Origin of the sequence: Streptomyces sp. WM6372, assembly GCF_001279655.1 — a bacterium.
Lineage (GTDB): Bacteria > Actinomycetota > Actinomycetes > Streptomycetales > Streptomycetaceae > Streptomyces.
Window position 1 is genome coordinate 1 of record NZ_LGDB01000190.1, and the last position, 26,202, is coordinate 26,202.

The 26,202-nt window shown below is 72.5% G+C and carries 23 protein-coding genes; 12 read left to right on the forward strand and 11 right to left on the reverse strand.

Annotation, left to right across the window (positions count from 1 at the left end; all coding sequences use genetic code 11):
* Positions 1 to 82 precede the first annotated feature (82 nt).
* Complete coding sequence (locus tag ADK52_RS20650; protein WP_053691324.1) at positions 83 to 1,255, forward strand: PQQ-binding-like beta-propeller repeat protein; 1,173 nt, start codon at positions 83 to 85, stop codon at positions 1,253 to 1,255.
* A gap of 93 nt (positions 1,256 to 1,348) precedes the next feature.
* On the opposite strand, the gene ilvD is transcribed toward ADK52_RS20650, so the two are convergent.
* The 4 genes from ilvD to ADK52_RS20670 form a co-directional block, all read right to left on the reverse strand.
* Positions 1,349 to 3,202, reverse strand: a complete 1,854-nt coding sequence (ilvD, locus tag ADK52_RS20655; protein WP_053691325.1) for a dihydroxy-acid dehydratase — start codon at positions 3,200 to 3,202, stop codon at positions 1,349 to 1,351.
* Between the two features lie 126 nt (positions 3,203 to 3,328).
* Positions 3,329 to 3,946: a TetR family transcriptional regulator gene (locus tag ADK52_RS20660; protein WP_053691326.1), complete on the reverse strand. Its 618-nt coding sequence runs from the start codon at positions 3,944 to 3,946 to the stop codon at positions 3,329 to 3,331.
* Positions 3,943 to 4,773: a sugar phosphate isomerase/epimerase family protein gene (locus ADK52_RS20665; protein WP_053691377.1), complete on the reverse strand. Its 831-nt coding sequence runs from the start codon at positions 4,771 to 4,773 to the stop codon at positions 3,943 to 3,945. The genes ADK52_RS20660 and ADK52_RS20665 overlap by 4 nt, the downstream gene beginning before the upstream one ends.
* An 819-nt stretch (positions 4,774 to 5,592) precedes the next feature.
* Positions 5,593 to 6,522 (reverse strand): Ppx/GppA phosphatase family protein, encoded by a 930-nt coding sequence (locus ADK52_RS20670; RefSeq protein WP_053691327.1) that lies wholly within the window; start codon positions 6,520 to 6,522, stop codon positions 5,593 to 5,595.
* Between the two features lie 63 nt (positions 6,523 to 6,585).
* On the opposite strand from ADK52_RS20670, the gene ADK52_RS20675 reads away from it, so the two are divergent.
* A complete protein-coding gene (locus ADK52_RS20675) occupies positions 6,586 to 7,407 on the forward strand; it encodes a hypothetical protein (RefSeq protein WP_053691328.1) in 822 nt (273 codons plus the stop codon).
* A gap of 76 nt (positions 7,408 to 7,483) precedes the next feature.
* On the opposite strand, the gene ADK52_RS41670 is transcribed toward ADK52_RS20675, so the two are convergent.
* On the reverse strand, positions 7,484 to 9,370 hold the full coding sequence (locus ADK52_RS41670) for a BACON domain-containing protein (RefSeq protein ID WP_053691378.1): 1,887 nt from the start codon (positions 9,368 to 9,370) through the stop codon (positions 7,484 to 7,486).
* 218 nt (positions 9,371 to 9,588) lie between these two features.
* On the opposite strand from ADK52_RS41670, the gene radA reads away from it, so the two are divergent.
* Positions 9,589 to 10,992 (forward strand): DNA repair protein RadA, encoded by a 1,404-nt coding sequence (gene radA / locus ADK52_RS20685; RefSeq protein ID WP_053691329.1) that lies wholly within the window; start codon positions 9,589 to 9,591, stop codon positions 10,990 to 10,992.
* Positions 10,993 to 11,133: 141 nt separating this feature from the next.
* Entirely contained in the window at positions 11,134 to 12,258 is a 1,125-nt protein-coding gene (disA, locus tag ADK52_RS20690) for a DNA integrity scanning diadenylate cyclase DisA (protein ID WP_053691330.1), read from the forward strand.
* 123 nt (positions 12,259 to 12,381) lie between these two features.
* Here the strand turns inward: disA and ADK52_RS20695 are convergent, their stop codons facing one another.
* Positions 12,382 to 13,107: a hypothetical protein gene (locus ADK52_RS20695; RefSeq protein ID WP_324615935.1), complete on the reverse strand. Its 726-nt coding sequence runs from the start codon at positions 13,105 to 13,107 to the stop codon at positions 12,382 to 12,384.
* 223 nt (positions 13,108 to 13,330) lie between these two features.
* Here ADK52_RS20695 and ADK52_RS20700 point away from each other — a divergent pair, with 223 nt between their 5' ends.
* The 7 genes from ADK52_RS20700 (at position 13,331) to ADK52_RS44550 (ending at position 19,894) form a co-directional block, all read left to right on the forward strand.
* Entirely contained in the window at positions 13,331 to 13,945 is a 615-nt protein-coding gene (locus tag ADK52_RS20700) for a phosphatase PAP2 family protein (RefSeq protein ID WP_053691332.1), read from the forward strand.
* 23 nt (positions 13,946 to 13,968) lie between these two features.
* Positions 13,969 to 14,994 (forward strand): A/G-specific adenine glycosylase, encoded by a 1,026-nt coding sequence (locus ADK52_RS20705; protein ID WP_324615936.1) that lies wholly within the window; start codon positions 13,969 to 13,971, stop codon positions 14,992 to 14,994.
* Between the two features lie 180 nt (positions 14,995 to 15,174).
* Entirely contained in the window at positions 15,175 to 15,747 is a 573-nt protein-coding gene (locus ADK52_RS20710) for a SigE family RNA polymerase sigma factor (RefSeq protein WP_053691333.1), read from the forward strand.
* Between the two features lie 38 nt (positions 15,748 to 15,785).
* Positions 15,786 to 16,421, forward strand: a complete 636-nt coding sequence (locus tag ADK52_RS20715) for a hypothetical protein (protein ID WP_053691334.1) — start codon at positions 15,786 to 15,788, stop codon at positions 16,419 to 16,421.
* A gap of 90 nt (positions 16,422 to 16,511) precedes the next feature.
* Positions 16,512 to 17,225 (forward strand): two-component system response regulator CseB, encoded by a 714-nt coding sequence (gene cseB / locus ADK52_RS20720; RefSeq protein WP_030158468.1) that lies wholly within the window; start codon positions 16,512 to 16,514, stop codon positions 17,223 to 17,225.
* On the forward strand, positions 17,222 to 18,535 hold the full coding sequence (cseC, locus tag ADK52_RS20725; protein ID WP_053691335.1) for a two-component system sensor histidine kinase CseC: 1,314 nt from the start codon (positions 17,222 to 17,224) through the stop codon (positions 18,533 to 18,535). The genes cseB and cseC overlap by 4 nt, the downstream gene beginning before the upstream one ends.
* Positions 18,536 to 18,715: 180 nt before the next feature.
* Positions 18,716 to 19,894, forward strand: coding sequence for a LamG-like jellyroll fold domain-containing protein (locus ADK52_RS44550; RefSeq protein ID WP_053691336.1), 1,179 nt, complete (start codon positions 18,716 to 18,718; stop codon positions 19,892 to 19,894).
* Between the two features lie 25 nt (positions 19,895 to 19,919).
* Here the strand turns inward: ADK52_RS44550 and ADK52_RS20735 are convergent, their stop codons facing one another.
* Both ADK52_RS20735 and ADK52_RS20740 read right to left on the reverse strand, forming a co-directional pair.
* Complete coding sequence (locus ADK52_RS20735; RefSeq protein ID WP_053691337.1) at positions 19,920 to 20,615, reverse strand: M23 family metallopeptidase; 696 nt, start codon at positions 20,613 to 20,615, stop codon at positions 19,920 to 19,922.
* A 397-nt stretch (positions 20,616 to 21,012) separates the two neighbouring features.
* Positions 21,013 to 23,538 carry an ATP-dependent Clp protease ATP-binding subunit gene (locus ADK52_RS20740; protein ID WP_030158472.1) on the reverse strand — a complete coding sequence of 842 codons (2,526 nt, stop codon included), beginning with the start codon at positions 23,536 to 23,538 and terminating at the stop codon, positions 21,013 to 21,015.
* A 450-nt stretch (positions 23,539 to 23,988) separates the two neighbouring features.
* Between ADK52_RS20740 and ADK52_RS20745 the strand changes: the two genes are divergently transcribed.
* Positions 23,989 to 24,648 (forward strand): SCO3374 family protein, encoded by a 660-nt coding sequence (locus ADK52_RS20745; RefSeq protein WP_053691338.1) that lies wholly within the window; start codon positions 23,989 to 23,991, stop codon positions 24,646 to 24,648.
* On the opposite strand, the gene ADK52_RS20750 is transcribed toward ADK52_RS20745, so the two are convergent.
* The 3 genes from ADK52_RS20750 to ADK52_RS20760 form a co-directional block, all read right to left on the reverse strand.
* Positions 24,627 to 24,965, reverse strand: a complete 339-nt coding sequence (locus ADK52_RS20750; protein WP_030867899.1) for a histone-like nucleoid-structuring protein Lsr2 — start codon at positions 24,963 to 24,965, stop codon at positions 24,627 to 24,629. The two genes, ADK52_RS20745 and ADK52_RS20750, sit on opposite strands and share 22 nt — an antisense overlap.
* A 164-nt stretch (positions 24,966 to 25,129) precedes the next feature.
* Complete coding sequence (locus ADK52_RS20755; protein ID WP_053691339.1) at positions 25,130 to 25,660, reverse strand: amino-acid N-acetyltransferase; 531 nt, start codon at positions 25,658 to 25,660, stop codon at positions 25,130 to 25,132.
* A 9-nt stretch (positions 25,661 to 25,669) separates the two neighbouring features.
* A complete protein-coding gene (locus ADK52_RS20760) occupies positions 25,670 to 26,179 on the reverse strand; it encodes a BlaI/MecI/CopY family transcriptional regulator (protein ID WP_053691340.1) in 510 nt (169 codons plus the stop codon).
* Between the last annotated feature and the right edge of the window lie 23 nt (positions 26,180 to 26,202).

The window sequence follows — 26,202 nt, forward strand, 5'->3', positions numbered from 1 at the left end:
CCCCCTGGAGCCGGGGGCCGCGGCCGGCGGCCCCCCCCCCCCACGCCCTCCCGCGGCCCGGGTCGGCAGGAGGGCGCGGGCGGTGGGGGGGGCGGGGGTCGGGCTGCTGCTGACGGGCGGGGCCGTGGGCGGGTACCTGCACTTCGGGGCGGGGGCCGGACCTCCGGGGCGGAGCGCCGCGCAGGCCGACCCGGCGCCGGCGAAGCCGTTCGTACCGTGGGCGGTCGCGCTGGGCGAGCCGAGGGCGGGCAGTCGGACCGGGGCCTGTTCCTGGGGGGAGGCGGCGGCCCTGTACTGCGCCGGGCCGGGGGTGGCGGCGGCCCGGCTCAGCCCGGCGGACGGGTCGGTGGTGTGGTCGGTGAAGGCGGCTGCCCCGGCGACCCGGACCGCGGCGGACGGTGCGCCGCTGCACGCGGGCGGGCTGGTGCTCGTGGCCGCGCCGGGCAGCGGGACGCTTCAGGCGCTGGATCCGGGTACGGGCGCCGAGCGCTGGCAGCGGAAGCTGCCGGACGGCGCGCGGGCGGTGGCCTCGGCGGGCGGGCAGGTGCTGCTCGTACCGCCGAACGGGAACGTGACGGCGCTCGACGCGGCGAGCGGCGCCGTGCGGTGGACGAAGCAGCTCGGCGGGATGGGCTCCGTGTGGTGGGGCGACGGCGCGGTGGCGTACGTGTCGACGCCCGACGGCGGTGGCGGGAGCTCACAGCTGCTGGCGGTGGATCCGGCGAACGGGGCGGTGCGCTGGCAGTTGCGGACGGCGGGACGGCTGCGGCCGGTCGGGGCCGCGCGGGGCGGGCTGTACCTGCTGGACGTCGATACGGAAGGCAAGACCGGCGCGGTGGTCCGGGTGGATGCGGCGACGCAGGCGGTCCGGCGGGTCCGGCTGTCGGTGCCGCTCTTCGACGCGGAGGCGGCGGTGGGCGCGGACGGCGTCGTGTACGCGGTCGGGGTCTCGGGTGCGCTGATCGCGGTGGGCGCCGAGCGGGAGATGTGGCGGCTGGAGACGGGCCTGGCCGTGGCGTCCCGTCCGGTGGCGGCCGACGGCCGGATCCACCTGACGGCGCCGGACGGGCGGCTGCTGGCGGTCGACTGCGGGACCGGGCGGCTGGTGGGCCAGACGCGGCCGCGCCCGGGCGACGGCCGCGACGGCTTCACGGCCACCCTGCCGACCCCGGTCCCGGCCGGGGGCCGGGTCTACGGGACGGCCCCGGACGGCACGGTCTTCGCGGTCAGCGCCGCCGACCCCACGGGGTGGTGACCGGCCCCGACGCGGCAGGAAGCGGCGAACCCCGCCGGGGATTCCCGGCGGGGTTCGCGGTGGCTCCGGTGCGGAGTCGGGGCGCGGCGGTCGTCAGACGCCCAGCTTGCTCACGTCGCGGACGGCGCCCTTGTCGGCGCTCGTCGCCATCGCGGCGTACGCGCGCAGCGCAGCCGAGACCTTGCGCTCGCGGTTCTTCGGGGCGTAGACGCCGCCGAGGGCCGCGTGGCGGGCGGCCAGCGTGGCCTCGTCCACCAGCAGCTCGATCGAGCGGTTCGGGATGTCGATCCGGATGCGGTCGCCGTCCTCGACGACGGCGATGTCGCCGCCCGAGGCCGCCTCCGGGGAGGCGTGGCCGATGGACAGGCCCGAGGTGCCGCCGGAGAAGCGGCCGTCCGTGACGAGCGCGCAGACCTTGCCGAGCCCGCGCCCCTTCAGGAACGACGTCGGGTAGAGCATCTCCTGCATGCCGGGGCCGCCGCGCGGGCCCTCGTACCGGATGACGACGACGTCGCCCGCCTTGATCTCCTTGCGGAGGATCTTGTCGACCGCCTCGTCCTGCGATTCGCAGACGACCGCCGGGCCCTCGAAGGTCCAGATCGACTCGTCGACGCCCGCCGTCTTCACGACGCACCCGTCGACCGCGATGTTGCCGCGCAGGACCGCCAGCCCGCCGTCCTTGGAGTACGCGTGCTGCACCGACCGGATGCAGCCGCCCTCGGCGTCCAGGTCGAGCTCGTCCCAGCGCTCGGACTGCGAGAAGGCGGTGGCGGAGCGCACGCAGCCGGGGGCCGCGTGCCACAGCTCCATGGCCTCCTCCGAGGCCGTGCCGCTGCGCGCGTCCCACTTCGCCAGCCAGTCCTCCAGGTTCTCGGAGTGGACCGTCGTGACGTCCTTGTTCAGGAGCCCGCCGCGGTGCAGCTCGCCGAGGATGGCGGGGATGCCGCCGGCCCGGTGGATGTCCTCCATGTAGTACGTACCGCCGGGCGCCACGTTCGGCGCGACCTTGGCCAGGCACGGGACCCGCCTCGACACCTCGTCGATGTCGGTGAGGTCGTACTCCAGGCCCGCCTCCTGCGCGGCGGCCAGCAGGTGCAGGATCGTGTTCGTCGAGCCGCCCATGGCGATGTCGAGCGCCATGGCGTTCTCGAAGGCCTGGCGGGTCGCGATGGAGCGCGGCAGGACCGAGTGGTCGTCCTGCTCGTAGTACCGCTTGGTGATCTCGACGACCGTCCGGCCGGCGTCCTCGTACAGCGCGCGGCGGGCGGTGTGCGTGGCGAGGACGGAGCCGTTGCCGGGGAGCGCGAGGCCGATGGCCTCGGCGAGGCAGTTCATGGAGTTGGCGGTGAACATGCCGCTGCACGACCCGCAGGTCGGACAGGCGTTCTCCTCGATCCGCAGCACGTCCTCGTCGGAGACGTTCTCGTTGGAGGCGTCGACCATGGCGTCGATCAGGTCGAGCTTGCGGACGGTGCCGTCGACGAGGACGGCCTGGCCGGCCTCCATCGGGCCGCCCGACACGAACACGACCGGGATGTTGAGGCGCATGGCGGCCATCAGCATGCCGGGGGTGATCTTGTCGCAGTTCGAGATGCAGATGAGCGCGTCGGCGCAGTGCGCCTCGACCATGTACTCCACGCTGTCCGCGATCAGGTCGCGGGAGGGCAGGGAGTACAGCATGCCGCCGTGCCCCATGGCGATGCCGTCGTCGACCGCGATGGTGTTGAACTCGCGCGGGATGGCACCGGCGGCGCGGATGGCGTCGGAGACGATCCGGCCGACGGGCGCCAGGTGGGTGTGGCCGGGGACGAACTCGGTGAAGGAGTTGGCGACCGCGATGATCGGCTTCCCGATGTCCGCGCTCGCTACGCCCGACGCACGCATAAGGGCGCGTGCGCCCGCCATGTTGCGGCCGTGGGTGACGGTGCGGGACCTCAGCTCGGGCATCGGGTTCACTCCCCATGAGTACGGTGGCGTTCGCACGCCCGCCGCGACTGTGGATATGGCTCGGTTACGAGGCTACGCTCCCGGCCCGCGATGCGGACAAGTGGTCCGCATGTCGATACGGCCGGCTCATTCCTCGGTCAGGTAACGCTGAAGGGTGGGCGCCACCAGCGTGACGATGTCCTCCGGGTCGGCGGAGGCCAGGGGCTCGACCTGGACCACGTACCGCAGGAGCGCGATGCCGATCATGTGCGAGGCGGCGAGCTCGGCGCGGAAGGTGGGGTCGGGGACGTCGAGGTCGGCCGCGACCCGTTCCAGGAGCCGGCGCAGGACCAGCCGGCGCAGCACCGCCGCCGCGACCTCGTGGGTGAGGGCGGAGCGGATGACGGCGAGCAGGGGCGCCCGGGTGACCGGGTTCTCCCAGATGCCCAGGAAATAGCGGGCCAGCCGCTCCCCGATGCCCTCGGGGCCCTCCCCCACGATGGCGGGGACGACGAGGGCGGGCTCCATCGTGACCTCGATGGCGGCGGCGAACAGGTCGTCCTTGCTGCCGAAGTAGTGGTGGACCAGTGCCGGGTCCACGCCGGCGACCTTCGCGATGCCGCGCACGGACGTCTTGTCGTACCCGCGCTCCGCGAACACCTCGCGGGCGGCGAGCCGGATCCGCTCCTGGGTGCCGGGGCCTTCGTCGGCCTCGTCCTGGCGGGGCCGGCCGGGCCCGCGGCGCGGCTTGACGGGTTCCGTCATGGCCGGGGGGTCCTGATCGGGGCGGCGTTGGCCGCGAGGTGGAGCCGGGTGAAGGCGAGCGCCTCGGCGAGGTCGGCCTCGCGCTCGGCGGAGGACATCGCGCGGCGGGTGTTGACCTCGATGACGACGTGCCCGTCGAAGGAAGTCCGGGCGAGCCGCTCCAGCAACTCGGCACACGGCTGCGTCCCCCGCCCCGGAACCAGGTGCTCGTCCTTGGCCGAACCGTTTCCGTCGGCGAGGTGCACGTGGGCGAGCCGGTCCCCCATGCGGTCGATCATCTCGGTGGCATCGGTCCGGGCGGTCGCGGTGTGCGACAGATCGACGGTGAAGTGCCGGTAGTCGTCCTTGGTCACGTCCCACTCGGGGGCGTAGGCCAGCATCTCGCGGTCCCGATACCGCCAGGGGTACATGTTCTCGACGGCGAACCGCACATCGGTCTCGTCGGCCATCCGCCAGATCCCGCTGACGAAGTCCCGCGCGTACTGGCGCTGCCAGCGGAACGGCGGGTGCACGACCACGGTGGACGCCCCCAGCCGCTCGGCCGCGGCCTGCGCCCGCTGGAGCTTGGTCCAAGGATCGGTGGACCACACCCGCTGCGTAATGAGCAGACAGGGAGCGTGCACGGCGAGGATCGGCACCTGGTACTGGTCCGACAGCCGCCGCAGGGCATCGACGTCCTGGCTGACCGGATCCGTCCAGACCATCACCTCGACGCCGTCGTAACCGAGGCGCGCGGCGATCTCGAAGGCGGTAGCCGTCGACTCCGGATAGACGGAGGCAGTGGACAGCGCGACTTTCGCACTCGGGATCCGAACAGGTTCTGCCACGGAGACAGGGTACGGGGCCCGGCCACGAACGACCGTGACGCCGACCACGCCGCCCTGGAGCCCGCACTCGACCGGGAGGCGGGTCAGTCCAGCGGAAGGCTCGGGTGCGCGACGTCGCGTCCGGCGTGGAGGGCGAGCTGATGGCAGTGGGACGTCTCGGCCGTGGCCACCCGGAAGTACTGGATGGACCTGGCCTCCATCCGGGCCGCAACCCCGGACGGCCCGGGGCCGCCATGGCGACCGGAGCGCGTAGCGATCTGCCGCGTGGTGCCCGCCTGCCCGGTGCTGACGGTGATCCGGCCGCTGCCCGGCTCCGGCCGGGCTCGCCCCGACCCGGAACGGGCCTGCCCGTGGGCCCCGGCCGGGCAGGCAGAACCGACGGAACCGGTTTTCGGCGGCCCTGATGCCGCCCCGCTCCACGCTTGTGCCCAGGTGACCGTCCGTTTGGGGGCTTCCCGACAGTCCTTGTCCTTCCGGGGCGGGACGGGCGGTCAAGGGCGGCCGAAGGCCGTCGCGAAGCGACGCGACCGCAGGGAGCGCCCTTGAGGGCCCGGCCCGGCACGGAGAGACGATGGGACTGGCGGGAAACCCCCCAAACCCACCGCGCCGCCGACCAGCGGGCCACCGCTCACGGGGGCCGGCTCTCGCAGGCGGAGCCTCCCCGAGCGGAATCCCGCGGGCGCCGACAGCAGCGGGGCACCCGCCCTCGCCTCGATGCCGAGGAGGCGGGTGGGCAACCACCGCCCCGCGGTGCTGGGGCCAGGGGGTGGAGGCCCGCTCGCGCCGCAGGCCTCGTACCGCCCCGCGCTCAGGGCGCCGTCACGACGGGAGGTGGTCCAGACGGCGGAGGATCACTCCTTCCCTCAGGGCCCAGGGGCAGATCTCCAGTTCGTCCACGCCGAAGAGGTCCATCGCGCCCTCCGCGACCAGGGCTCCCGCCAGCAGCTGGGACGCCCGGCCCTCCGAGACTCCCGGGAGGGCGGAGCGCTGGGCGGTGGTCATCGCCGCGAGCCGCGGGACCCACTCCTCCAGGGACTTGCGGGTCAGGTCCCGCTGAACGTACAGGCCGTCCGCCGAGCGGGCCGCGCCCGCGATGCGGGCCAGCTGGCGGAAGGTCTTCGACGTCGCGACCACGTGGTCCGGCGCCCCGAAGCGCCTGAACTCCCCGACCGTACGGGCGATCTGGGCCCGCGCGTGGCGCCGCAGGGCCCGTACGTCCGCCGGGTCCGGCGGGTCGCCCGGCAGCCAGCCCGTGGTGAGGCGGCCCGCGCCCAGCGGCAGCGAGACCGCCGCGTCGGGGTCCTCGTCGATGCCGTACGCGATCTCCAGCGAGCCGCCGCCGATGTCGAGGACCAGCAGCTTGCCCGCGGACCAGCCGAACCAGCGCCGGGCGGCCAGGAACGTCAGCCGCGCCTCGTCCTCACCGCTCAGGATGGGCAGGTCGACGCCGGTCTCCGCCAGCACCCTGGCCAGGACCTCGTCCGCGTTCGTGGCCTCGCGCACGGCGCTGGTCGCGAAGGGGACGACGTCCTCGCAGCCCTTGTCCTCGGCGGCCTGCGCCGCCTCGCCGATCACCGAGACGAGGCGCTCGACGCCCTCCGGGGTGACCGCTCCGCGCTCGTCGAGCAGCTCCGCCAGCCGCAGTTCCACCTTGTGCGAGTGGGCCGGCTGCGGGCGCGCGCCGGGGTGCGCGTCCACCACCAGCAGATGGATCGTGTTCGAACCCACATCGAGGACACCGAGTCTCATACGAGGAAACGCTACTGTGCGGCTGGAGTATGGGTGACGTAAGGGGCCCTTAGGCTTGGGTTTGTGCCAAATACGAAGAAGGCCAACAAGTCCAAGGCGACCAAGAAGACCAAGGCCAAGGCCTCGGTTGCCCGTGACGACGAGAAGGGGCTCGATTTCCCCCGGGCCTGGGTCGAGTTCCCCGACCCCGCCGACGCCGAGCAGGTCTTCCGCTGCGACCTGACCTGGCTCACCTCCCGCTGGACGTGCATCTTCGGCAGCGGCTGCCAGGGCATCCAGGCCGGCCGGGCCGACGACGGCTGCTGCACCCTCGGCGCGCACTTCTCGGACGAGGACGACGAGAAGCGGGTCGCCGAGCACGTGGCGCGGCTGACCCCCGAGCTGTGGCAGTTCCACGACGTCGGCAGCGAGACCGGGTGGACGCAGCACGACGACGACGGGGAGAAGCAGACCCGCCGCTGGGACGGCGCCTGCATCTTCCTCAACCGGCCCGGCTTCCCCGCCGGGGCGGGCTGCTCGCTGCACATCCTGGCGCTCAAGAGCGGCCAGGAGCCGCTGGAGACCAAGCCGGACGTGTGCTGGCAGCTGCCGATCCGCCGGACGTACGAGTGGATCGACCGGCCCGACGACACCCGCGTGCTCCAGGTGTCGATCGGCGAGTACGACCGGCGCGGCTGGGGTCCGGGCGGGCACGACCTGCACTGGTGGTGCACGTCGGCGACGTCCGCGCACGGCGCCGGCGACCCGGTGTACGTGTCGTACCGCGCCGAGCTGACCGAGCTGATGGGCAAGGAGGGGTACGAGGCCCTCGTGAAGCTGTGCGAGGCCCGGCTGTCCTCGCTGCTGCCGATGGCACCGCACCCCGCGGACCCGGCCGCCCCCTAGGCCGGCCGGGCCTCCCGGGCCTGCGAGGCCTCCCAGGCCTTCGAGGCCTCCCAGGCCTCCCAGGCCTTCGAGGCCGTCACGACGGCCCCGGCCCGCTCGGGTCCGACGGCGGGCCAACCGTTCCTCCTGCCGAGGCGCTCGCCGTCGGGGTCGGGGTCGGAGTGGGGGTCGGCGTGGGGGTCGGGGTCGGCGTCGGGGTTTCCGTCGGCGTGGGCGTAGGGCTCGGTGTCGGCGTCGGGTCCGCGGGCTCCGGCGGGGGCGTGGGCGCCGGGCGGCCGCGGCCCTGGATGGAGATCACCGCGCCGCCCGGCTCCACCCCGATCCGGGCGGACCAGGCGCCCACCGGCTGCGCCTCGGTGTCGACGGTGATCCAGACCGTGAACGATTCGCCGGGGCTCAGCGTCCCCGCGGAGCGGCTCGCCCGCAGCCAGGGCGCGTCGGACCAGAGCTGCCAGTCCACCGGCGCCCCGCCGGACGCGGTGAGCGTGAGCATCGTGGTGCCCCGGTGCGAGGAGGCGGCGACGGACAGCCGTCCGGGGTTGCCCGCCCGGTCGCCGGGGGCGGCGGACGCCCCCGTGCTGATCACCTCGACGGATACGTCCGAGCCGTCCGGGTCCGCGCCGCCCGGGGCGAAGCCGGGTTCGCCGGTGGTGCGGGCGGTGTTGCCGGCGTTCTCGTACGCGCGCGGCGGGCGGCCGTCCTGCCGCAGGCCCGGGAAATCGGACTCGCTCGCGGAGATCCGGGTGGAGTCCACCCCGACGGGCTCGCCGGTCTCCGGGGCGCCGCGGTAGGCCGCCCACAGCGCCAGGACCGGGGCCGCGACGACGGTGGCGACGACGGTGGTGGTCACGGCCCGCGCGCGCAGCCGGTCGCGGCGGGCAGCGCGGTCCCGGGGGTCCATCGGGAATCCGGTGCGGTCGAAGCGCGGGCCGGGCCGGCGCCCGCGGCGGCCGCCGGAGCGGACCATGGCCGCGCGGACGGCGGTGCGCGGGGCCGGGACCAGCGGGAGGGCGGCGTCGATGCCGCCGGTGCCGGGCCAGGGGGACGCGGCGTCGGCGCGTTCGGCGACGCGGCGGCAGCGCGGGCAGTCGTCGACGTGGCGGACCAGCTCGGCGCGCAGGGTGGTGGACAGCAGCACCTGCCCGTCGCCGTCGCCGGTGAGCCGGGACACGGACGGGCAGCCGCCGCTCTCGACGACGGCGAGGGCGGCGCGGGTCCGCTCCACCTCGCAGGCGGCGCCGGCCAGCAGCTCGCGGGCGATGGCGGGGGGCGTGCCGAGGACGGCGGCGAGTTCGGGGACGCCGAGGCGGTGGCGGACGGCGAGTTCGAGGGCCTCGCGCTGCGCGGGCGTGGTCCCGGCGGCCTCGGGCCAGGCGAGCCGGGCCAGCTCGGTGCGCCGGTACGCGCTCACGTCGAGGGCGCCGGAACGGTACTCCTCCGGCGCGCGCTCGGCGCGCTCAGCGTGCTCGGCGTGCTCAGCGCGCTCGGTGTGCTCAGCGCGCTCGGTGTCCTTGCGCTCCGGCGTGCGCCGGGCGGAGTGCGCTCCGGGGAGCCGGGTCCGCCGGTGCTCGGCCAGCCGCCGCAGGCAGGCCCAGCGGGCGAGGGCGTACAGCCAGGCCCGCCGGGCGCCCTCGTCGGGACATCGACCGGGGTACCGCTCGGCGACGGCGAGGACCTCGGCGAGGACCTCCGTGGCGGCGTCGTGGTCACAGAGGACCGAAAGGCAGTAAGTGAACAGGCCGTCCAGGTACGGCTCGTGCCGGAACGGGGGCGGCGTCTGGGGTGCCTGGGACTGTTGGGACGGCTGTTCTCGATCGAGATCTTCGAGATCTTCGAGACCATCGGGGCCCTTGAGACCTGCGAGGCCCTCGGGGCGTTCAGGGGGGCCCGCGGGGGGAGTGCGCCCGTGCGCCCGGTGTGCGCCGGTGCGCTGGGCGGGGCTTTCCTGATTGCTGCTGTTCACCCTGGCGAAGGTAGGCCGCACGCCGGTGACGGCCGTGAAGCCTTCAGCTGTTTTAGCCCTTACGGGTGAACAGATCGAACGTGTGCTGACTGCGGCCCTGACGCCTGGACCGTCCACCGAGCCGTCCGCCGGCCGACCACCGCACCGACCACTGCGCCGACCGCCGGGCCCCGGCCGAGCGGTCGGCGCTGTCACAGGCTCCGGATACCGTGGGCCGCATGGCTGCCCGTACATCTCGTTCATCCGCCAAGGACCGGCCGTCCTACCGCTGCTCCGAGTGCGGCTGGACGACCGCGAAATGGCTCGGGCGGTGCCCCGAGTGCCAGGCGTGGGGCACCGTCGAGGAGATGGGCGGCGCGCCCGCCGTACGGACCACCGCCGCCGGCCGGGTCTCGGCGCCCGCCCTCCCGATCGCGCAGGTCGACGGCCGGACGGCGACCGCCCGCAGCACGGGCGTGGACGAGCTGGACCGGGTCCTCGGCGGCGGGCTCGTGCCCGGCGCCGTCGTCCTGCTGGCCGGCGAGCCGGGCGTCGGCAAGTCGACGCTGCTGCTCGACGTCGCGGCGAAGGCGGCGAGCGAAGCGCACCGCACCCTCTACGTCACGGGCGAGGAGTCGGCGAGCCAGGTGCGGCTGCGGGCCGACCGGATCAACGCGCTCAACGACCACCTCTTCCTCGCAGCCGAGACCGATCTGTCCGCCGTACTGGGCCACCTCGACGCCGTACAGCCCTCGTTGCTGGTCCTGGACTCCGTACAGACCGTCGCCTCGCCCGAGATCGACGGCGCGCCCGGCGGCATGGCCCAGGTCCGCGAGGTCGCCGGTGCCCTGATCCGCGCCTCCAAGGAGCGCGGGATGGCCACCCTGCTGGTCGGGCACGTCACCAAGGACGGGGCGATCGCCGGCCCGCGGCTGCTGGAGCACCTCGTCGACGTGGTCCTCAGCTTCGAGGGCGACCGGCACGCGCGGCTGCGCCTCGTACGCGGCGTGAAGAACCGGTACGGCGCCACCGACGAGGTCGGCTGCTTCGAACTGCACGACGAGGGGATCACCGGGCTCGCCGACCCGAGCGGGCTGTTCCTGACCCGGCGCGCGGAGGCCGTCCCCGGGACCTGCCTGACGGTGACCCTGGAGGGCAAGCGCCCGCTCGTCGCCGAAGTGCAGGCGCTGACCGTGGACTCGCAGATCCCCTCGCCGCGGCGGACCACCTCCGGTCTGGAGACCTCGCGCGTCTCGATGATGCTGGCGGTGCTGGAGCAGCGCGGGCGGATCACCGCGCTCGGCAAGCGCGACATCTACTCCGCCACTGTGGGCGGGGTGAAGCTGACCGAGCCGGCCGCCGACCTGGCGATCGCGCTCGCGCTGGCCTCGGCGGCGAGCGACGTGCCGCTGCCGAAGAACCTCGTGGCGATCGGCGAGGTCGGGCTCGCGGGCGAGGTGCGGCGGGTGACGGGCGTCCAGCGGCGGCTCGCCGAGGCGCACCGGCTCGGCTTCACGCACGCGCTGGTGCCCGGCGATCCGGGGAAGGTGCCGGCCGGGATGAAGGTCATCGAGGTCGCGGACATGGGTGACGCCCTGCGGGTCCTGCCGCGCGGGCGTTCGCGGGCGGCGGCCAAGGAGTAGCCGCTGGTGAGGGGGTCCGTACGGGGCCCCGCGGGGGCGCACCTGGCCAAGCCACGGCGGGCGCACAGCGGGCGCCGGTAGACTTTGTGCTGGTCCGCCCGGCCGTACGCAGGCGGCGCAACCCGCGACCGGAGGAGTGCAGTGGCAGCCAAGGACGGGGCAGCAGCATCCGGAAAGTCGGGCGCGAGCTCCAAGCAGGAGGCCATGATGCGCGCCTCGCTGAGCGCGGTCGCACCTGGTCAGCCCCTTCGTGACGGCCTGGAACGGATCGTCCGCGGCAACACCGGCGGCCTGATCGTCCTCGGGATGGACAAGTCGGTCGAGGCGATGTGCACGGGCGGCTTCGTCCTGGACGTGGAGTTCACCGCGACCCGGCTGCGCGAGCTGTGCAAGCTCGACGGCGCGCTGATCCTCGACAAGGACCTCACCAAGATCCTGCGGGCGGGCGTCCAGCTGGTGCCGGACGCGTCGATCCCCACGGAGGAGACGGGGACGCGGCACCGGACCGCGGACCGGGTGTCCAAGCAGTGCGGCTTCCCGGTGGTGTCGGTGTCGCAGTCGATGCGGCTGATCGCGCTGTACGTGGACGGGGAGCGGCGGGTCCTGGAGGAGTCCGGGGCGATCCTGTCGCGGGCGAACCAGGCGCTGGCCACGCTGGAGCGGTACAAGCTCCGCCTGGACGAGGTCGCCGGGACGCTGTCCGCGCTGGAGATCGAGGACCTGGTCACGGTGCGCGACGTGACGGCGGTCGCGCAGCGGCTGGAAATGGTTCGCCGCATTGCCACGGAAATCGCTGAATACGTGGTCGAGCTGGGCACGGACGGACGACTGCTGTCGCTCCAGCTGGACGAGCTGACGGTCGGTATCGAGCAGGAGCGGGAGCTGGTGATCCGGGACTACGTGCCGGAGCCGACGGCGAAGCGCTCCCGCACGGTGGAGGAGGCGCTGCCGGCGCTCGACGCGCTGACGCATCCGGAACTGCTGGAGCTGGCGATCGTGGCGCGGGCGCTGGGGTACACGGGCTCGCCCGAGACCCTGGACTCGGCGGTCTCCCCGCGCGGGTACCGGCTGCTGGCGAAGGTTCCGCGGCTGCCGGGGGCCATCATCGAGCGGCTGGTCGAGCACTTCGGGGGCCTGCAGAAGCTGCTGGCCGCCTCGGTGGACGACCTCCAGGCCGTGGACGGCGTGGGCGAAGCCCGTGCGCGCAGCGTGCGCGAGGGGCTGTCCCGGCTGGCCGAGTCCTCGATCCTCGAACGGTACGTCTGACCGCCCTCGAACGGTACGTCCGACCACAGGTGTCCGGGGGCCGAGCCCCCGGACGGGACTGAGCACCCCGGACGGGACTGAGCGCCCGGACGGGGCTGAGCCCCCGGACGCACCTCAGTGGTGTCAGTCCTGCTTCAGGACGAACGAGGTGCGGGCCACCGGCATCCCCGGGGACTTGACCTCCACCACGTACGTGTCCGCGGCCGCGGCGCCCGCCGGAGGCGTCTGGCACTGGTCGGGTGCGCTGAACTTCCTGTCCCACTCCAGCGACTGCTTCGTCTCGCCCTGGGCCGGCACCCGGAAGAACGCGTTGCCCGCGCCCGACGGGCAGTCCGCCGAGGACCAGACCGCCTTGCTCGTGCTCGCCTGGAGGATGGTCAGGACCGCCTGCTTCGGGCCGAGGTCGACCTTGCAGGTCGTGCCGGAGACGTTGCGCGCGACCAGTTCGAGGCGGGGCTTCTCGCTCGTCTCGTACTCGTTCTTCACGCTCTTGACCTCCCACTGCAGCCCGCTCGCGGCGCAGGTGGGCAGGGGTGAGTCCGCCGGGACCTGGGGCGCGGCGCCGCCCGTACCGCCGCTGCCGGCGGAACCGGTGCCGCCGCCCGAAGCGGAACCCGTGCCCGGAGTGCCGCCCGGTTCACCGTTCTTGCCCGCGCCGCCGCCCGACTCCGCACGCCCGCCCGGCGCCTGACTGATCGCCGGCCCGGTCCCCGCCGGTCCCGGGGTGATCGACGTGACGGGCTTGGGCGCCTTGTCGCCGCCCTTGCCGTTCGTACTCGACGTGCCCCCACCGGAACTGACGGTCCATACGGCGAGGAGCGCGAGCAGGGCGACGACGGACGCCAGCACAGCCCTCCGTCGCCAGTAGATGGAGGAGGGGAGCGGCCCGACCGGATTGCGCATAGATCCCACGGACGGAACTTTACGAGAGTCCGCGGCCCGATCCGCGCCCCACATGCCGCGCAACCGGCTTGTTTTGCCGATGATCATCCTGCGGACCGACCCCTGACCGTCGAGAATCGGCCAAGCGTCCCATGCCGGACTTGATCGGCTTTGGGTACGGTCGGTGAGCATGGACTCCTCCGGCCTCTACCGCGACATCACCGGCTCCGCCCGCTCCGCACCCGGCTGGGTGCAGTCGGCGTTCGAGGTCTGGACGGAGTACGGGCTGCTGCTCTTCGGCCTCCTCTTCATAGCCGTGTGGTGGCGTGCGCGCGCCCAGGCGGGCCCGCGAGCCCTCGCCCTCGCCGTCGCCGCGCCGCTCGCCACCGCGCTCGCGTACGTCGCCTCCGAGCTCGTGAAGTCCGCCGTGGACGAGGAACGGCCCTGCCGGGCGGTCGCCGGGGCGGCCGCCCCGCTCCTCGCCTGCCCGGCCCCCGGCGACTGGTCGTTCCCCAGCAACCACTCCGCCATCGCCGGCGCCGCCGCCGTCGCGCTGGCCCTCGCCGTACGCCGCCTCGCGGCGGTGGCCGTCCCGCTCGCGGTGCTGATGGCCTTCTCCCGCGTCTTCGTCGGCGTCCACTACCCCCACGACGTCCTGGCCGGCCTGCTGCTCGGCGGGGCGCTGGCGGCGCTCGCCGTCACCGCCCTGACCGGTCCGATCAGTACGATCACCACCGCCATGCGGGCGAGCGGCGGCCGCGCCGCTGTCTGGTTCACCGGCCCGGGCCCCGCGCGCCGGCCCTGAAACGTGCCAGGATGCCGTTTGCCATGACTGCATCCACCAGCCCTTCCCCCAAGACGTCCTCCGACGCGTCCCACGCGCTGCACTCCCCGGTCATCGCGTGGTTCGAGGAGCACGCCCGCGACCTGCCCTGGCGCCGCCCCGAGGCCGGCCCCTGGGGGGTCATGGTCAGCGAGTTCATGCTCCAGCAGACCCCCGTCAGCCGGGTCCTGCCCGTATACGAGCAGTGGCTCGCCCGCTGGCCCCGCCCGGCCGACCTGGCCGCCGAGGCCCCCGGCGAGGCCGTACGGGCCTGGGGGCGGCTCGGCTACCCGCGGCGCGCCCTGCGCCTGCACGGCGCGGCCGTCGCGATAACGGAGCGGCACGGGGGCGACGTACCGCGGGAGCACGCGCAGCTGCTCGCGCTGCCCGGGATCGGCGAGTACACGGCGGCGGCCGTGGCCTCCTTCGCGTACGGGCAGCGGCACGCCGTGCTCGACACCAACGTGCGCCGGGTCTTCGCCCGCACCACGACCGGAGTCGAGTACCCGCCGAACGCCACCACCGCGGCCGAGCGGCGCCTGGCCCGGGCCCTGCTGCCCGAGGACGAGGACACCGCGGCCCGCTGGGCGGCGGCGTCGATGGAACTCGGCGCCCTGGTGTGCACCGCCAAGTCCCCGGACTGCGCCCGCTGCCCGGTGGCCGCGTTGTGCGCGTGGCGGCTGGCCGGGAAGCCGGCCCACGACGGGCCGCCGCGGCGCGGGCAGACGTACGCGGGGACCGACCGGCAGGTGCGCGGCAAGCTCCTCGCGGTGCTGCGGGACGCGGTCGGGCCGGTTCCGCAGGCCGTCCTCGACACCGTCTGGGACGAGCCCGTGCAGCGGGCCCGGGCGCTGGACGGGCTGGTCTCCGACGGGCTGGTCGAGCCGCTCGCGGCGGGGATGTACCGGCTGCCGCAGGGCACCCCCGCGAACGCGCCCTCAAGTGCCCCCGCGGCCACCCCCGCGAGCGCCCCGACGGCAACCCCCACGAGCCCCGGAGCGAGCACCCCTGCGAGCCCCGCCACAAGCTGAGCCAGAGGTTCCGTTTATCTCGGCGAAACCCCAGCTCACGGCACTGTTACACAACCTATGGGTGTCCGTGCGCCCACCGAAGGCTGGCCCGCACAGGCCCGTGACAACCCCTCCGTACCTTCAAATCCGTAAGGCGGAAGGCAACGGACGAGCGGTTGCACGGGACGGAGGCGGTCTGAGATGGCGCACGGCGAGGTACTCGGATTCGAAGAGTACGTACGCACTCGGCAGGACGCGCTCCTGCGCAGTGCCCGGCGCCTGGTTCCGGACCCCACGGACGCGCAGGACCTCCTGCAGACCGCCCTGGTGCGCACGTACGGCCGCTGGGACGGCATCGCCGACAAGTCCCTGGCCGACGCCTACCTGCGCCGCGTCATGATCAACACCCGTACCGAGTGGTGGCGCGCCCGCAAGCTCGACGAGGTCCCCACCGAGCAGCTTCCGGACGCCTCCGTCGAGGACGGCTCCGACCAGCGCGCCGACCGCGCCCTGCTGATGGACATCCTCAAGGTGCTCGCGCCCAAGCAGCGCAGCGTCGTCGTACTGCGACACTGGGAGCAGATGAGCACCGAGGAGACCGCCGCCGCGCTCGGGATGTCTGCGGGTACTGTGAAGAGCACCCTGCACCGCGCACTGGCCCGTCTCCGGCAGGAACTGGAGAGCCGGGACCTGGACATGCGCGCGCTGGAGCGCGGTGACCACCGCGGTGACCACACCATCCGGTACGAGGGGCGTGAGCGGTGCGCGGCCTGAACGGCCAATGCCTGAGGGGCAGAAGTTCGCTGGCTCTGATGTCGGCGGGGACGGTCGTCCTCGCCGGCACTGTGCTGTTCGCGGCCGGATGCAGCGCGGGCGGGACCGGCCTGCGCGACGGTGGGCCCGCCCACACCGACCCCGTGTCCAAGAGCTCCCCGGCGGCCACGCCGCCCGACCACGTCCCGGCCACGACCGGCGCCTCGGGCAAGCCCGCCAAGAAGGTCGACCCCGTCGCGCTGCTCCAGGCGGACCCCAAGGTCAGCGCCGAGGTCAAGCGGGACCTCAAGCCCTGCACGGGCAAGGAATACCCGATCGACGTGAGCTACGGGAAAGTCACCGGGAACTCGGCCGTCGACATCGTGGTCAACGTGCTGTCCTGCGCCGACGCGCTGGGGCGGGGATCGTACGTGTACAGGTCGGAGGGCGGGACGTACGAGAATGTGTTCTCGGACGAGCAGTCGCCCGTCTACGCGGAGATCGACCGGGGCGACCTGGTGGTCACCAGGCCGGTGTACGGCAAGAGCGACCCGCTCGCGTACCCGTCCGGCGAGGACGTGATCACGTACCGCTGGGACGGGGACAAGTTCGGCGAGCAGGACCGGGTGCACACCGACTACAGCAACGTCGACGGCGGGGCCCAGCCCGCCCCCGCCGTCACCCAGAAGAACTGACGCACGAACCGAAGCAAGAACCGACGCACACACCGACACAAGCACCGACGCAAGAGCTGACGTACCGAAGAACCGAGGCGAGGCTTCCGCATGGCCGAGACCCATGTCCTGTTCGTGGAGGACGACGACGTCATCCGTGAGGCCACGACCCTGGCGCTGGAACGCGACGGGTTCGTGGTCACGGCCATGCCCGACGGCCTGTCCGGTCTGGAGTCCTTCCGGGCCAACCGCCCGGACATCGCCCTCCTCGACGTGATGGTCCCCGGCATGGACGGCGTGAGCCTGTGCCGCCGCATCCGCGACGAGTCCACCGTCCCGGTGATCATGCTGTCGGCGCGCGCCGACTCCATCGACGTCGTCCTGGGCCTGGAGGCCGGCGCCGACGACTACGTCACCAAGCCCTTCGACGGCTCGGTCCTCGTCGCCCGCATCCGCGCGGTGCTGCGCCGCTTCGGCCACGCCGGAGGCCCGCAGAACGGCCGGCCGGGCACGAACGGCGAGGACGGCTCCGAGGAGCGCGGGGTCCTGCTCTTCGGCGACCTGGAGGTCGACACCGAGGGCATGGAGGTCCGCAAGGCCGGGGCCCCGGTGGCACTGACGCCGACCGAGATGCGGCTGCTGCTGGAATTCTCCTCCGCGCCCGGCACCGTTCTCTCGCGCGACCGCCTGCTGGAGCGGGTCTGGGACTACGACTGGGGCGGCGACACCCGCGTCGTGGACGTCCACGTCCAGCGGCTGCGCACCAAGATCGGGCAGGACCGCATCGAAACGGTCCGAGGATTCGGATACAAGCTGAAGGCATGAGGCGCTTCACCCTCCGTACGGGGATCCGCTGGAAGATCACGCTCGCCATCGCCGCCGTCGGCGCGCTCGTCGCCGTGGCACTGAGCCTGGTCGTGCACAGTGCTGCCCGCGTGTCGATGCTGGAGAGCGCGCGCGAGGCCCAGCTGGCCAACGTGAACGTCATCGCCCGCTTCGTCGAAGCCGGGCGCAAGCCCGCCCTCGGCGCGAAGGTCAACGACCCCGAACTGCCCGGCGCGCTGCGCGAGAAGGCTCGGTCGGGGCGGCGCGGCACGTACATCCAGGAGTCGAAGAAGGGCGTGCCGGAGGTGTGGGCCGCGGTCCCGCTCGGGAACGGGCAGGTGCTGTCGCTGCACAACGAGTTCAAGGAGAGCGCCAACATGGTGCGCGACCTGGACCGGGCCCTGGTCGTCGGGTCGATCTCCGTCGTGGTCGCGGGAGCGGCGCTCGGCGTGCTCATCGGCGGGCAGATCTCGCGCCGGCTGCGCAAGGCCGCGGCCGCCGCGCAGCGGGTGGCGCACGGAGATCCCGACGTACGGGTGCGGGACGCGGTCGGGGGCGTCGTACGGGACGAGACCGACGACCTCGCCCGGGCCGTGGACGCCATGGCCGACGCGCTCCAGCAGCGACTGGAGGCCGAGCGGCGGGTGACCGCGGACATCGCGCACGAGCTGCGGACCCCGGTGACGGGCCTGCTCACGGCGGCGGAACTGCTGCCTCCGGGGCGGCCGACCGAGCTGGTGCGGGACCGGGCGCAGGCGATGCGGGCGCTGGTCGAGGACGTACTGGAGGTGGCCCGGCTGGACAGTGCGTCCGAGCGGGCGGAGCTCCAGGACGTGGCGCTGGGCGAGTTCGTGAGCCGGCGGGTGACCGCGCTGATGCCGGAGGCGACGGTCCGGGTGGTCGCGGACGAGATCGTCAGCACCGACCCGCGGCGGCTGGAGCGGATCCTGGGCAACCTGCTGGCCAATGCCGCGCGGTACGGGCAGCCCCCGGTCCAGGTCGACATCGAGGGCCGGGTCGTACGGGTCCGGGACTACGGGCCGGGCTTCCCCGAGGCGCTGCTGCGCGAGGGGCCGAGCCGGTTCCGGACCGGGTCGACGGACCGGGCGGGCGTCGGGCACGGGCTGGGGCTGACCATCGCGGAGGGGCAGGCGCGGGTGCTGGGCGCCCGGCTGACGTTCCGCAACGTGGCCGCCCCGGGCGGTGCGGACCGCGAGGGAGCGGCGGCGGGCGCGGTGGCGGTGCTGTGGCTGCCGGAGCACGCGCCGACGGCGACGGGGAGCTTCCCGGTCATCAAGCTGTCGAAGTAGGGGTGTTGGGGCGGTCCGGGCCGGGATGGCCGGGGAGCGCCGGGGCCGGGCCGACGGCGCCCGCGCACGGAGACCGGCTCCCGGAGCGGCATCCGACCGGCACCCGGGCCGGCATCGGACCGGGACCGGACCGGGACCGGGTCGTACGGACGTGCGGTCCGGTGTTTTAGCATCCCCTGCATGACCGACGGTACGAATCCCCCCAGCAACCCGCAGCCCCAGCCCGCCCCCGGGGACGGGGGCTACGGGTTCCCGCCGGTCCCGCCGGCCCCCTCGGCCGGCTACGGCTACCCGCCCGGCCCGCCGGCACAGGGCGGCGGTGGCGGTTTCGGCCCGGCCCCGCAGCAGTGGGCCCAGGGACTCCCCGACATGGGCGCGCCGGTGCCGCCCGGCGCCCCGGGCGGGCCCGGGTTCCCCGGGGCCCCCGGCCCGTTCGCCCCGCAGTCGGACCAGCCCGACTGGGAGGCCATGGCGGACCGCTCGGCGGCCGAGAAGCGCAAGAAGCGGCTGTGGATGATCGGCGCCGCGGTGACCGTACTGGCGCTGCTCGCCGGTGGAGGAGCGTTCCTGCTGCTGGGCGGCGACAAGGGCGGGAACGAGGCGGTGGACGACAAGCAGTCCCCGTCCCCGACCGAGTCGGCCTCGCCCTCCCCCAGCGGGTCGAAGAGCAAGGCGCCGGTCGACAACACCCCGACCGTCAAGGACGACCCGACGCAGATCCGGGACCGCAGCGGCAAGGCCCCGCTGAAGATGGGCCCCGACGCCGGGGTCTTCCCGATCGACAAGCGCTTCGAGATCCGTACGAAGGGCAACGAGAACTCGTACGCCGAGTCCGAGAAGCGCGTGGTGGACACGGCGAAGAGCTTCACCGTCTCGGCCCACGTCTGGAACCGGGCCCCGAAGGGGCGCCAGATCGCCGTCAGCCAGGGCAACGAGAAGTCCTACGCGTTCGAGCTGGGCCTGGACCAGGTGAACGGCAAGCCGGCCTGGGTCTTCCGCGTCCAGACGGGCGACCAGGGGGCGGAGGCGACCGCGGTGACCGTCACCGGCGAGAGCCCGAAGATGGAGAAGACCTTCTCCACCCTGACCGGGACCTACGACGCCGAGCGCAAGCAGATCGCCCTCTACGTCAACGGGAAGAAGGCGGGAGAGGCCCCCGTTCCCGGAATCTTCCAGGCGCAGGGGCCGCTGGAGCTGGCCCGCTCCCGCCACGAGGACAAGTGGACCGCTCCGTGGAACGGGGCCATGGAGACCGTGCAGACCTACGCCTCGGTGCTGTCGCCCGCCCAGATCGACACCCTCAAGCCGGGCCGGGTCGACGCGAAGACGAAGCCGACGGGCTCCTGGCTCCTGTACTGAGCCGGTTCGCGGACCAGGGTCAGGGTCAGACGGTGACGCCGGCGTTGCGCAGGAACGCGACCGGGTTCACGGCCGAGCCGTAGTTCGGGGTGGTCCGGATCTCGAAGTGCAGGTGCGGGCCGCTGGAGTTTCCGGTGTTGCCGGACAGCGCGATCTGCGAGCCCTTGCTGACCTTCTGGCCGATCCGGACCTTGATCTTCGAGAGGTGCGCGTACTGCGAGTACGTGTTGTTCGCGTGCTTGATCACGATGGCGTTGCCGTACGCCGGACCGTCGCCGCCGCCGCCCGGGCCGGCCTTGACGATGGTGCCCGCGGACGCGGCCTTGACCGGGGTGCCGATGGGGCAGGCGAAGTCCTGGCCCGAGTGCTTGTGGGACCACATGGTGCCGCCCTTGCCGAAGGTGGCGGAGAGCGTGTAGCTCGACACCGGCTTCTGCCAGGCGACGACGGCCTTGGCGGCGGCGGTCTTGGCGGCGGCAGCCTTGGCGGCGGCAGCCTTGGCGGCGGCGGTCTTGGCCGCGGCGGTCTTGGCCGCGGCGGCCTGGGCGGCCTGGGCCTTGGCCTGGGCCGCGACCAGTCCGGCGGTGCCGGTCAGGGTGGTCTCCGGAGCCGTGTCGGCGAAGGCGGCGGTCGTCCCGGCCCCGAGTGCCAGGGCCGCACCGAGAGCGGTGGCGCCGATGGCGATACGGGTACGACGGATGCTGCTGCGCTTCGCGGACATAAGGAGACCTCCGGGCCGGGGACAAGGGCGGTTCGGGCAAGAAGCCACCCGGCACGCTGGAGAGCGGATGCCGGGCTTGCCCACCCTTGGTAACCCGCGTCCCGCCGTATCCCCAAACCTCCCGATTACTACCGCGACTCGTAGGGCCGGGAGGTGTGACGCAACCGGTTGACCGCGCCCCCACTGGCCCGAGGGCCTGCCCCGACAGGGGCAAAACGGACATCGTGCCTACGAGACGTCCTAGTAGGTCCGTTTTGCCCTGTGCGGCTTGTCACCGACGCGGGACCTCTGCCGGTCCCTCGGAGCGCGGAGCCCAAAACCCCGGAACCCGAAAAAGGGGCGGCCCCGGAACCTTTCGGTTCCGGGGCCGCCCCTTGGTACGGCTACCGCTCGCGCGTTACGCGCCCTTCGACAGGTCCGGGCCGGAGCCCGTGGCCTCGATCGGGGGGAGGTCCGGCAGGGCCGACTTCTCCTCGCCGCGGAAGGTGAACTTGGCGTCTTCGCCGTCGCCCTCCTTGCCGACGACCACGATGTGACCGGGGCGCAGCTCGCCGAAGAGGATCTTCTCCGACAGGATGTCCTCGATCTCGCGCTGGATGGTGCGACGCAGCGGGCGGGCACCCAGGATCGGGTCGTAGCCCCGCTTGGCGAGCAGGAGCTTCGCGTCGCCGCTCAGCTCGATGCCCATGTCGCGGTCCTTCAGGCGCTCGTCCACCTTGGCGATCATCAGGTCGACGATCTGGATGATGTCTTCCTGCGAGAGCTGGTGGAAGACGACCGTGTCGTCGACGCGGTTCAGGAACTCGGGCCGGAAGTGCTGCTTGAGCTCTTCGTTGACCTTCGCCTTCATCCGGTCGTAACCGGTCTTGACGTCGCCCACGGCGGCGAAGCCGAGGTTGAAGCCCTTCGAGATGTCCCGCGTACCCAGGTTGGTCGTCATGATGATGACCGTGTTCTTGAAGTCCACGACCCGGCCCTGGGAGTCGGTCAGACGACCGTCCTCCAGGATCTGGAGAAGGGAATTGAAGATATCCGGGTGGGCCTTCTCGACCTCGTCGAAGAGGACGACGGAGAACGGCTTGCGGCGCACCTTCTCGGTGAGCTGACCGCCCTCTTCGTAGCCCACGTAGCCGGGGGGCGAACCGAAGAGGCGCGAAACCGTGTGCTTCTCGCTGAACTCCGACATGTCGAGGGAGATCAGCGCGTCCTCGTCGCCGAAGAGGAATTCGGCGAGCGTCTTGGAGAGCTCGGTCTTACCGACACCGGACGGGCCGGCGAAGATGAACGAGCCACCCGGGCGCTTCGGGTCCTTCAGACCCGCACGGGTACGGCGGATCGCCTGGGAGAGCGCCTTGATGGCGTCCTTCTGGCCGATGACCCGCTTGTGGAGCTCGTCTTCCATGCGGAGCAGTCGCGAGGACTCCTCCTCGGTGAGCTTGAAGACGGGAATGCCGGTCGCGGTCGCGAGGACCTCGGCGATGAGCTCGCCGTCGACCTCGGCGACGACGTCCATGTCGCCGGCCTTCCATTCCTTCTCGCGCTTGGCCTTCGCCGCAAGCAGCTGCTTCTCCTTGTCGCGGAGAGAAGCCGCCTTCTCGAAGTCCTGGGAGTCGATGGCCGACTCCTTGTCGCGGCGCACGCCCGCGATCTTCTCGTCGAACTCGCGGAGGTCCGGCGGCGCGGTCATCCGGCGGATGCGCATCCGGGAACCGGCCTCGTCGATCAGGTCGATCGCCTTGTCCGGCAGGAAGCGGTCCGAGATGTACCGGTCGGCCAGCGTCGCCGCCTGGACCAGGGCCTCGTCCGTGATGGAGACGCGGTGGTGGGCCTCGTAGCGGTCGCGCAGGCCCTTGAGGATCTCGATCGTGTGGGGGAGGGAAGGCTCCGCCACCTGGATCGGCTGGAAGCGGCGCTCGAGGGCCGCGTCCTTCTCGAGGTGCTTGCGGTACTCGTCCAGCGTCGTGGCACCGATGGTCTGGAGCTCACCACGGGCCAGCATGGGCTTGAGGATGCTGGCGGCGTCGATCGCGCCCTCGGCGGCACCCGCACCCACGAGGGTGTGGAGCTCGTCGATGAACAGGATGATGTCGCCGCGGGTGCGGATCTCCTTGAGCACCTTCTTCAGGCGCTCCTCGAAGTCACCGCGGTAGCGGGAGCCCGCGACCAGGGCGCCGAGGTCCAGGGTGTAGAGGTGCTTGTCCTTGAGGGTCTCGGGCACCTCGCCCTTGACGATCGCCTGGGCCAGGCCCTCGACGACGGCGGTCTTGCCGACGCCGGGCTCGCCGATGAGGACCGGGTTGTTCTTGGTACGGCGGGACAGGACCTGCATGACCCGCTCGATCTCCTTCTCGCGCCCGATGACCGGGTCGAGCTTGGATTCGCGGGCGGCCTGCGTGAGATTGCGGCCGAACTGGTCCAGGACGAGGGAGGTCGAGGGGGTGCCCTCGGCCGGCCCGCCGGCCGTGGCCGACTCCTTGCCTCCGCCGGAGTAGCCGGAGAGCAGCTGGATGACCTGCTGCCGGACTCGGTTGAGATCGGCGCCCAGCTTCACCAGGACCTGGGCGGCGACGCCCTCGCCCTCGCGAATGAGGCCGAGCAGGATGTGCTCGGTGCCGATGTAGTTGTGGCCGAGCTGGAGGGCCTCTCGGAGCGAAAGCTCCAGGACCTTCTTCGCCCGCGGGGTGAAGGGGATGTGGCCGGACGGGGCCTGCTGCCCCTGACCGATGATCTCCTCAACCTGCTGGCGAACAGCCTCGAGCGAAATCCCGAGGCTCTCCAGGGCCTTAGCGGCGACACCCTCACCCTCGTGGATCAGACCCAGGAGGATGTGCTCGGTGCCGATGTAGTTGTGGTTGAGCATCCGGGCTTCTTCCTGAGCCAGGACGACAACCCGCCGCGCGCGGTCGGTGAACCTCTCGAACATCGTTTATCGCTCCTCAGAGCGGTCGGGCAGTTCGGGGTCGGTCCCCGCCCTGTCCTTCCGCATGCTAGTCCCGCGGGGCGGGACAGCTCATTCCAACTGCCGACATCCGTCCGCGATCACCCCCACGTCAGTGGGGAAAACCGGCTTCAACAGCCGACAACTGCTCCAACCCGATGGTGCGAGACGATGTTCCCGCAGGCCAGGCAGATACCCGTCACACGTGTACGCCGATGGCGAACGGAAGCCGCCCAAATCAGCGTGTCGCCCCGATCCACTAGGAATGTCTTACCCGTAAGGACTGACACTCCATGCCGGTGGCACCGGTTCCCTCCGCTACGGGCGAACACGATTGCGTCCCGAATGTGGGACTCCACCTCAACGGATGTTTACGTTCCGCATTGAGACCGGCGCGCTGCGTAACTCCGGTGGCGCTCCGCAGTTGCTCCGGTCATGGCCGTCACCGTTCCACCGCCCCGCGCCGCGCCCGAGGATCCACCGGCGGATCCACCCGCCGATTCGCTCCGGGACGCGTACGCGCCCTGGTACGAGGAGGTGCTCGGCTGGCCCGTCGCGGCCGGACCGCCCGCCCGGTTGGTCACCGGGGTGCGGTTCGACGTGCTGGAGCTGCCGGCCGAGGCCGGGGAGCGGGTGCTGCGCGGGCCCGTCGCCACGGGGCCGGTGGCGCTCGCGGGGCGCAGGATGCGGTTCCTGGTGGCCGCGGGGAGCGCGGACGAGCTGGAGGGGCTGCTCGACTGGCTGGAGTGGGGCGGAGTCGCCCTGGACCTCACCGCGCTGGGCGCCGGTGGCCGGATCGCGGCCCCGGTCCCGCCGGGACACCCCCAGGGAAGTCCCCGGGGGGCCGCCCTGTGGCTGCGACCCCCCGAGCAGGGGTGTGAGGCACTGCTGCCGTCCCTGCCCGGTCCGGGACAGGGCGCCGGTCCCCGGCACGGTGGTGCCGGGCCCGATCTCGTACGCCTGGTCGCGGCGGCGGCGACGGAATGCCACCGGGCGCGCCTGTGGCGGCGTACGCCCCTGAGAGCCCCTTCCCCCGCAGGACCGCAGGCCCCGGGGGAACGAGAGGCCGAGGGTCAGCCCTTGGCGTTCTCGTAGGCCTCGCGGATCTCCTGCGGGACGCGCCCGCGGTCGTTGACGCTCATCCCCTGGGCCTTGGCCCACGCGCGGATCTCGGCGGTGTCCGGGTTGCCGGACGTCGCGGCCGTACGGGTCTTGGCGCGACCGCCCGAGGCGCGGCCACCGGTGCGGCGGGCGCCCTTGACGTAGTCGGCGAGCGCGGAACGCAGCTTCTCCGCGTTGGCGGTGGTGAGGTCGATCTCGTAGGTCTTGCCATCCAGAGCGAACGTCACGGTCTCGTCCGCCTCGCCACCGTCGAGGTCGTCGACAAGAAGGACCTGAACCTTCTGTGCCACCGGGATTTCCTTTCATCGAAAAGCAGTACGCGGAAAGGAAACCGCTTTTCCCTGGAAAACACAAACCCCCCGGGAGAGGTTCGAGACCGCAACGCGGCGGGAAACGTGCGCGATTCGGACATAGGCCACAGGTGCGCGGAGCACGGAAAAGCCGCCGTGATCGTTCAGAGGTGCAGAAGCATCCGACTGTTGCCCAAGGTGTTCGGCTTCACTCGTTCGAGACCGAGGAACTCGGCGACGCCCTCGTCATAGGAACGCAGGAGCTCCATGTAGACATCCGTCTCGACCGGGGTCTCGCCGATCTCGACGAACCCGTGCTTCGCGAAGAAGTCCACTTCGAAGGTCAGGCAGAAAACCTTGGCGACACCGAGGGTCCGCGCGGTGTCCAACAACTGGCGCAGCAGCTGATGGCCGACTCCAGCGCCCTTCAACTCGCGGTCGACCGCGAGTGTGCGCACTTCGGCCAGGTCTTCCCACATGACGTGGAGAGCGCCGCAGCCGACCACCCGGCCGTCGGAGTCGCGTTCCGCGACCCAGAACTCCTGGATGTCCTCGTAAAGGACGACCGGGGCTTTGTCGAGGAGGATCCGCTGCTGCACGTACTGGTCGAGGAGACGGCGCAGCGCGGGAACATCACCGGTGCGGGCACGGCGGATCGTCACTGTTTTTGCGTGTTCAGCGGAAAACTCACCCATGCCCGGACGCTATCGCCCGGGCTCGGCCCCGCGCCCGGCGGAGTCCCCTTCGGCGGGAGGGGGTTCGGAGGGCGTCGCGGCGGGGGGCCGTGCGGCGGTCCCGTCGGGCGGCCCGGCCGGTTCGGCTGCCGGTTCGGCTGCCGGTTCCGCTGCTGGTTCGGCCTGTTCTGCCGCCGGTTCCGCGGCCGATCCGTCGTCGTACCCCACGATGCGGAAGGCGTCCCGCAGGGCGTCGCGCTGTTCGGCCGACATCATGCCGAAGAAGGCCACGAGGGCGGCCGCGGGGTTGTCGCTCGTCGACCAGGCTTCGTTCATCAGTGCGGCCGAGTAGGCGGCGCGGGTGGAGACCGCCGTATATCGATAGGCGCGGCCTTCGGCTTCCCGGCGGACCCAGCCCTTCTGATGGAGATTGTCCATAACCGTCATGACCGTGGTGTACGCGATGGACCGTTCCTGCTGGAGGTCTTCCAGTACTTCACGAACAGTGACCGGGCGGTTCCACTGCCACACCCGCGTCATGACCGCGTCTTCGAGTTCTCCCA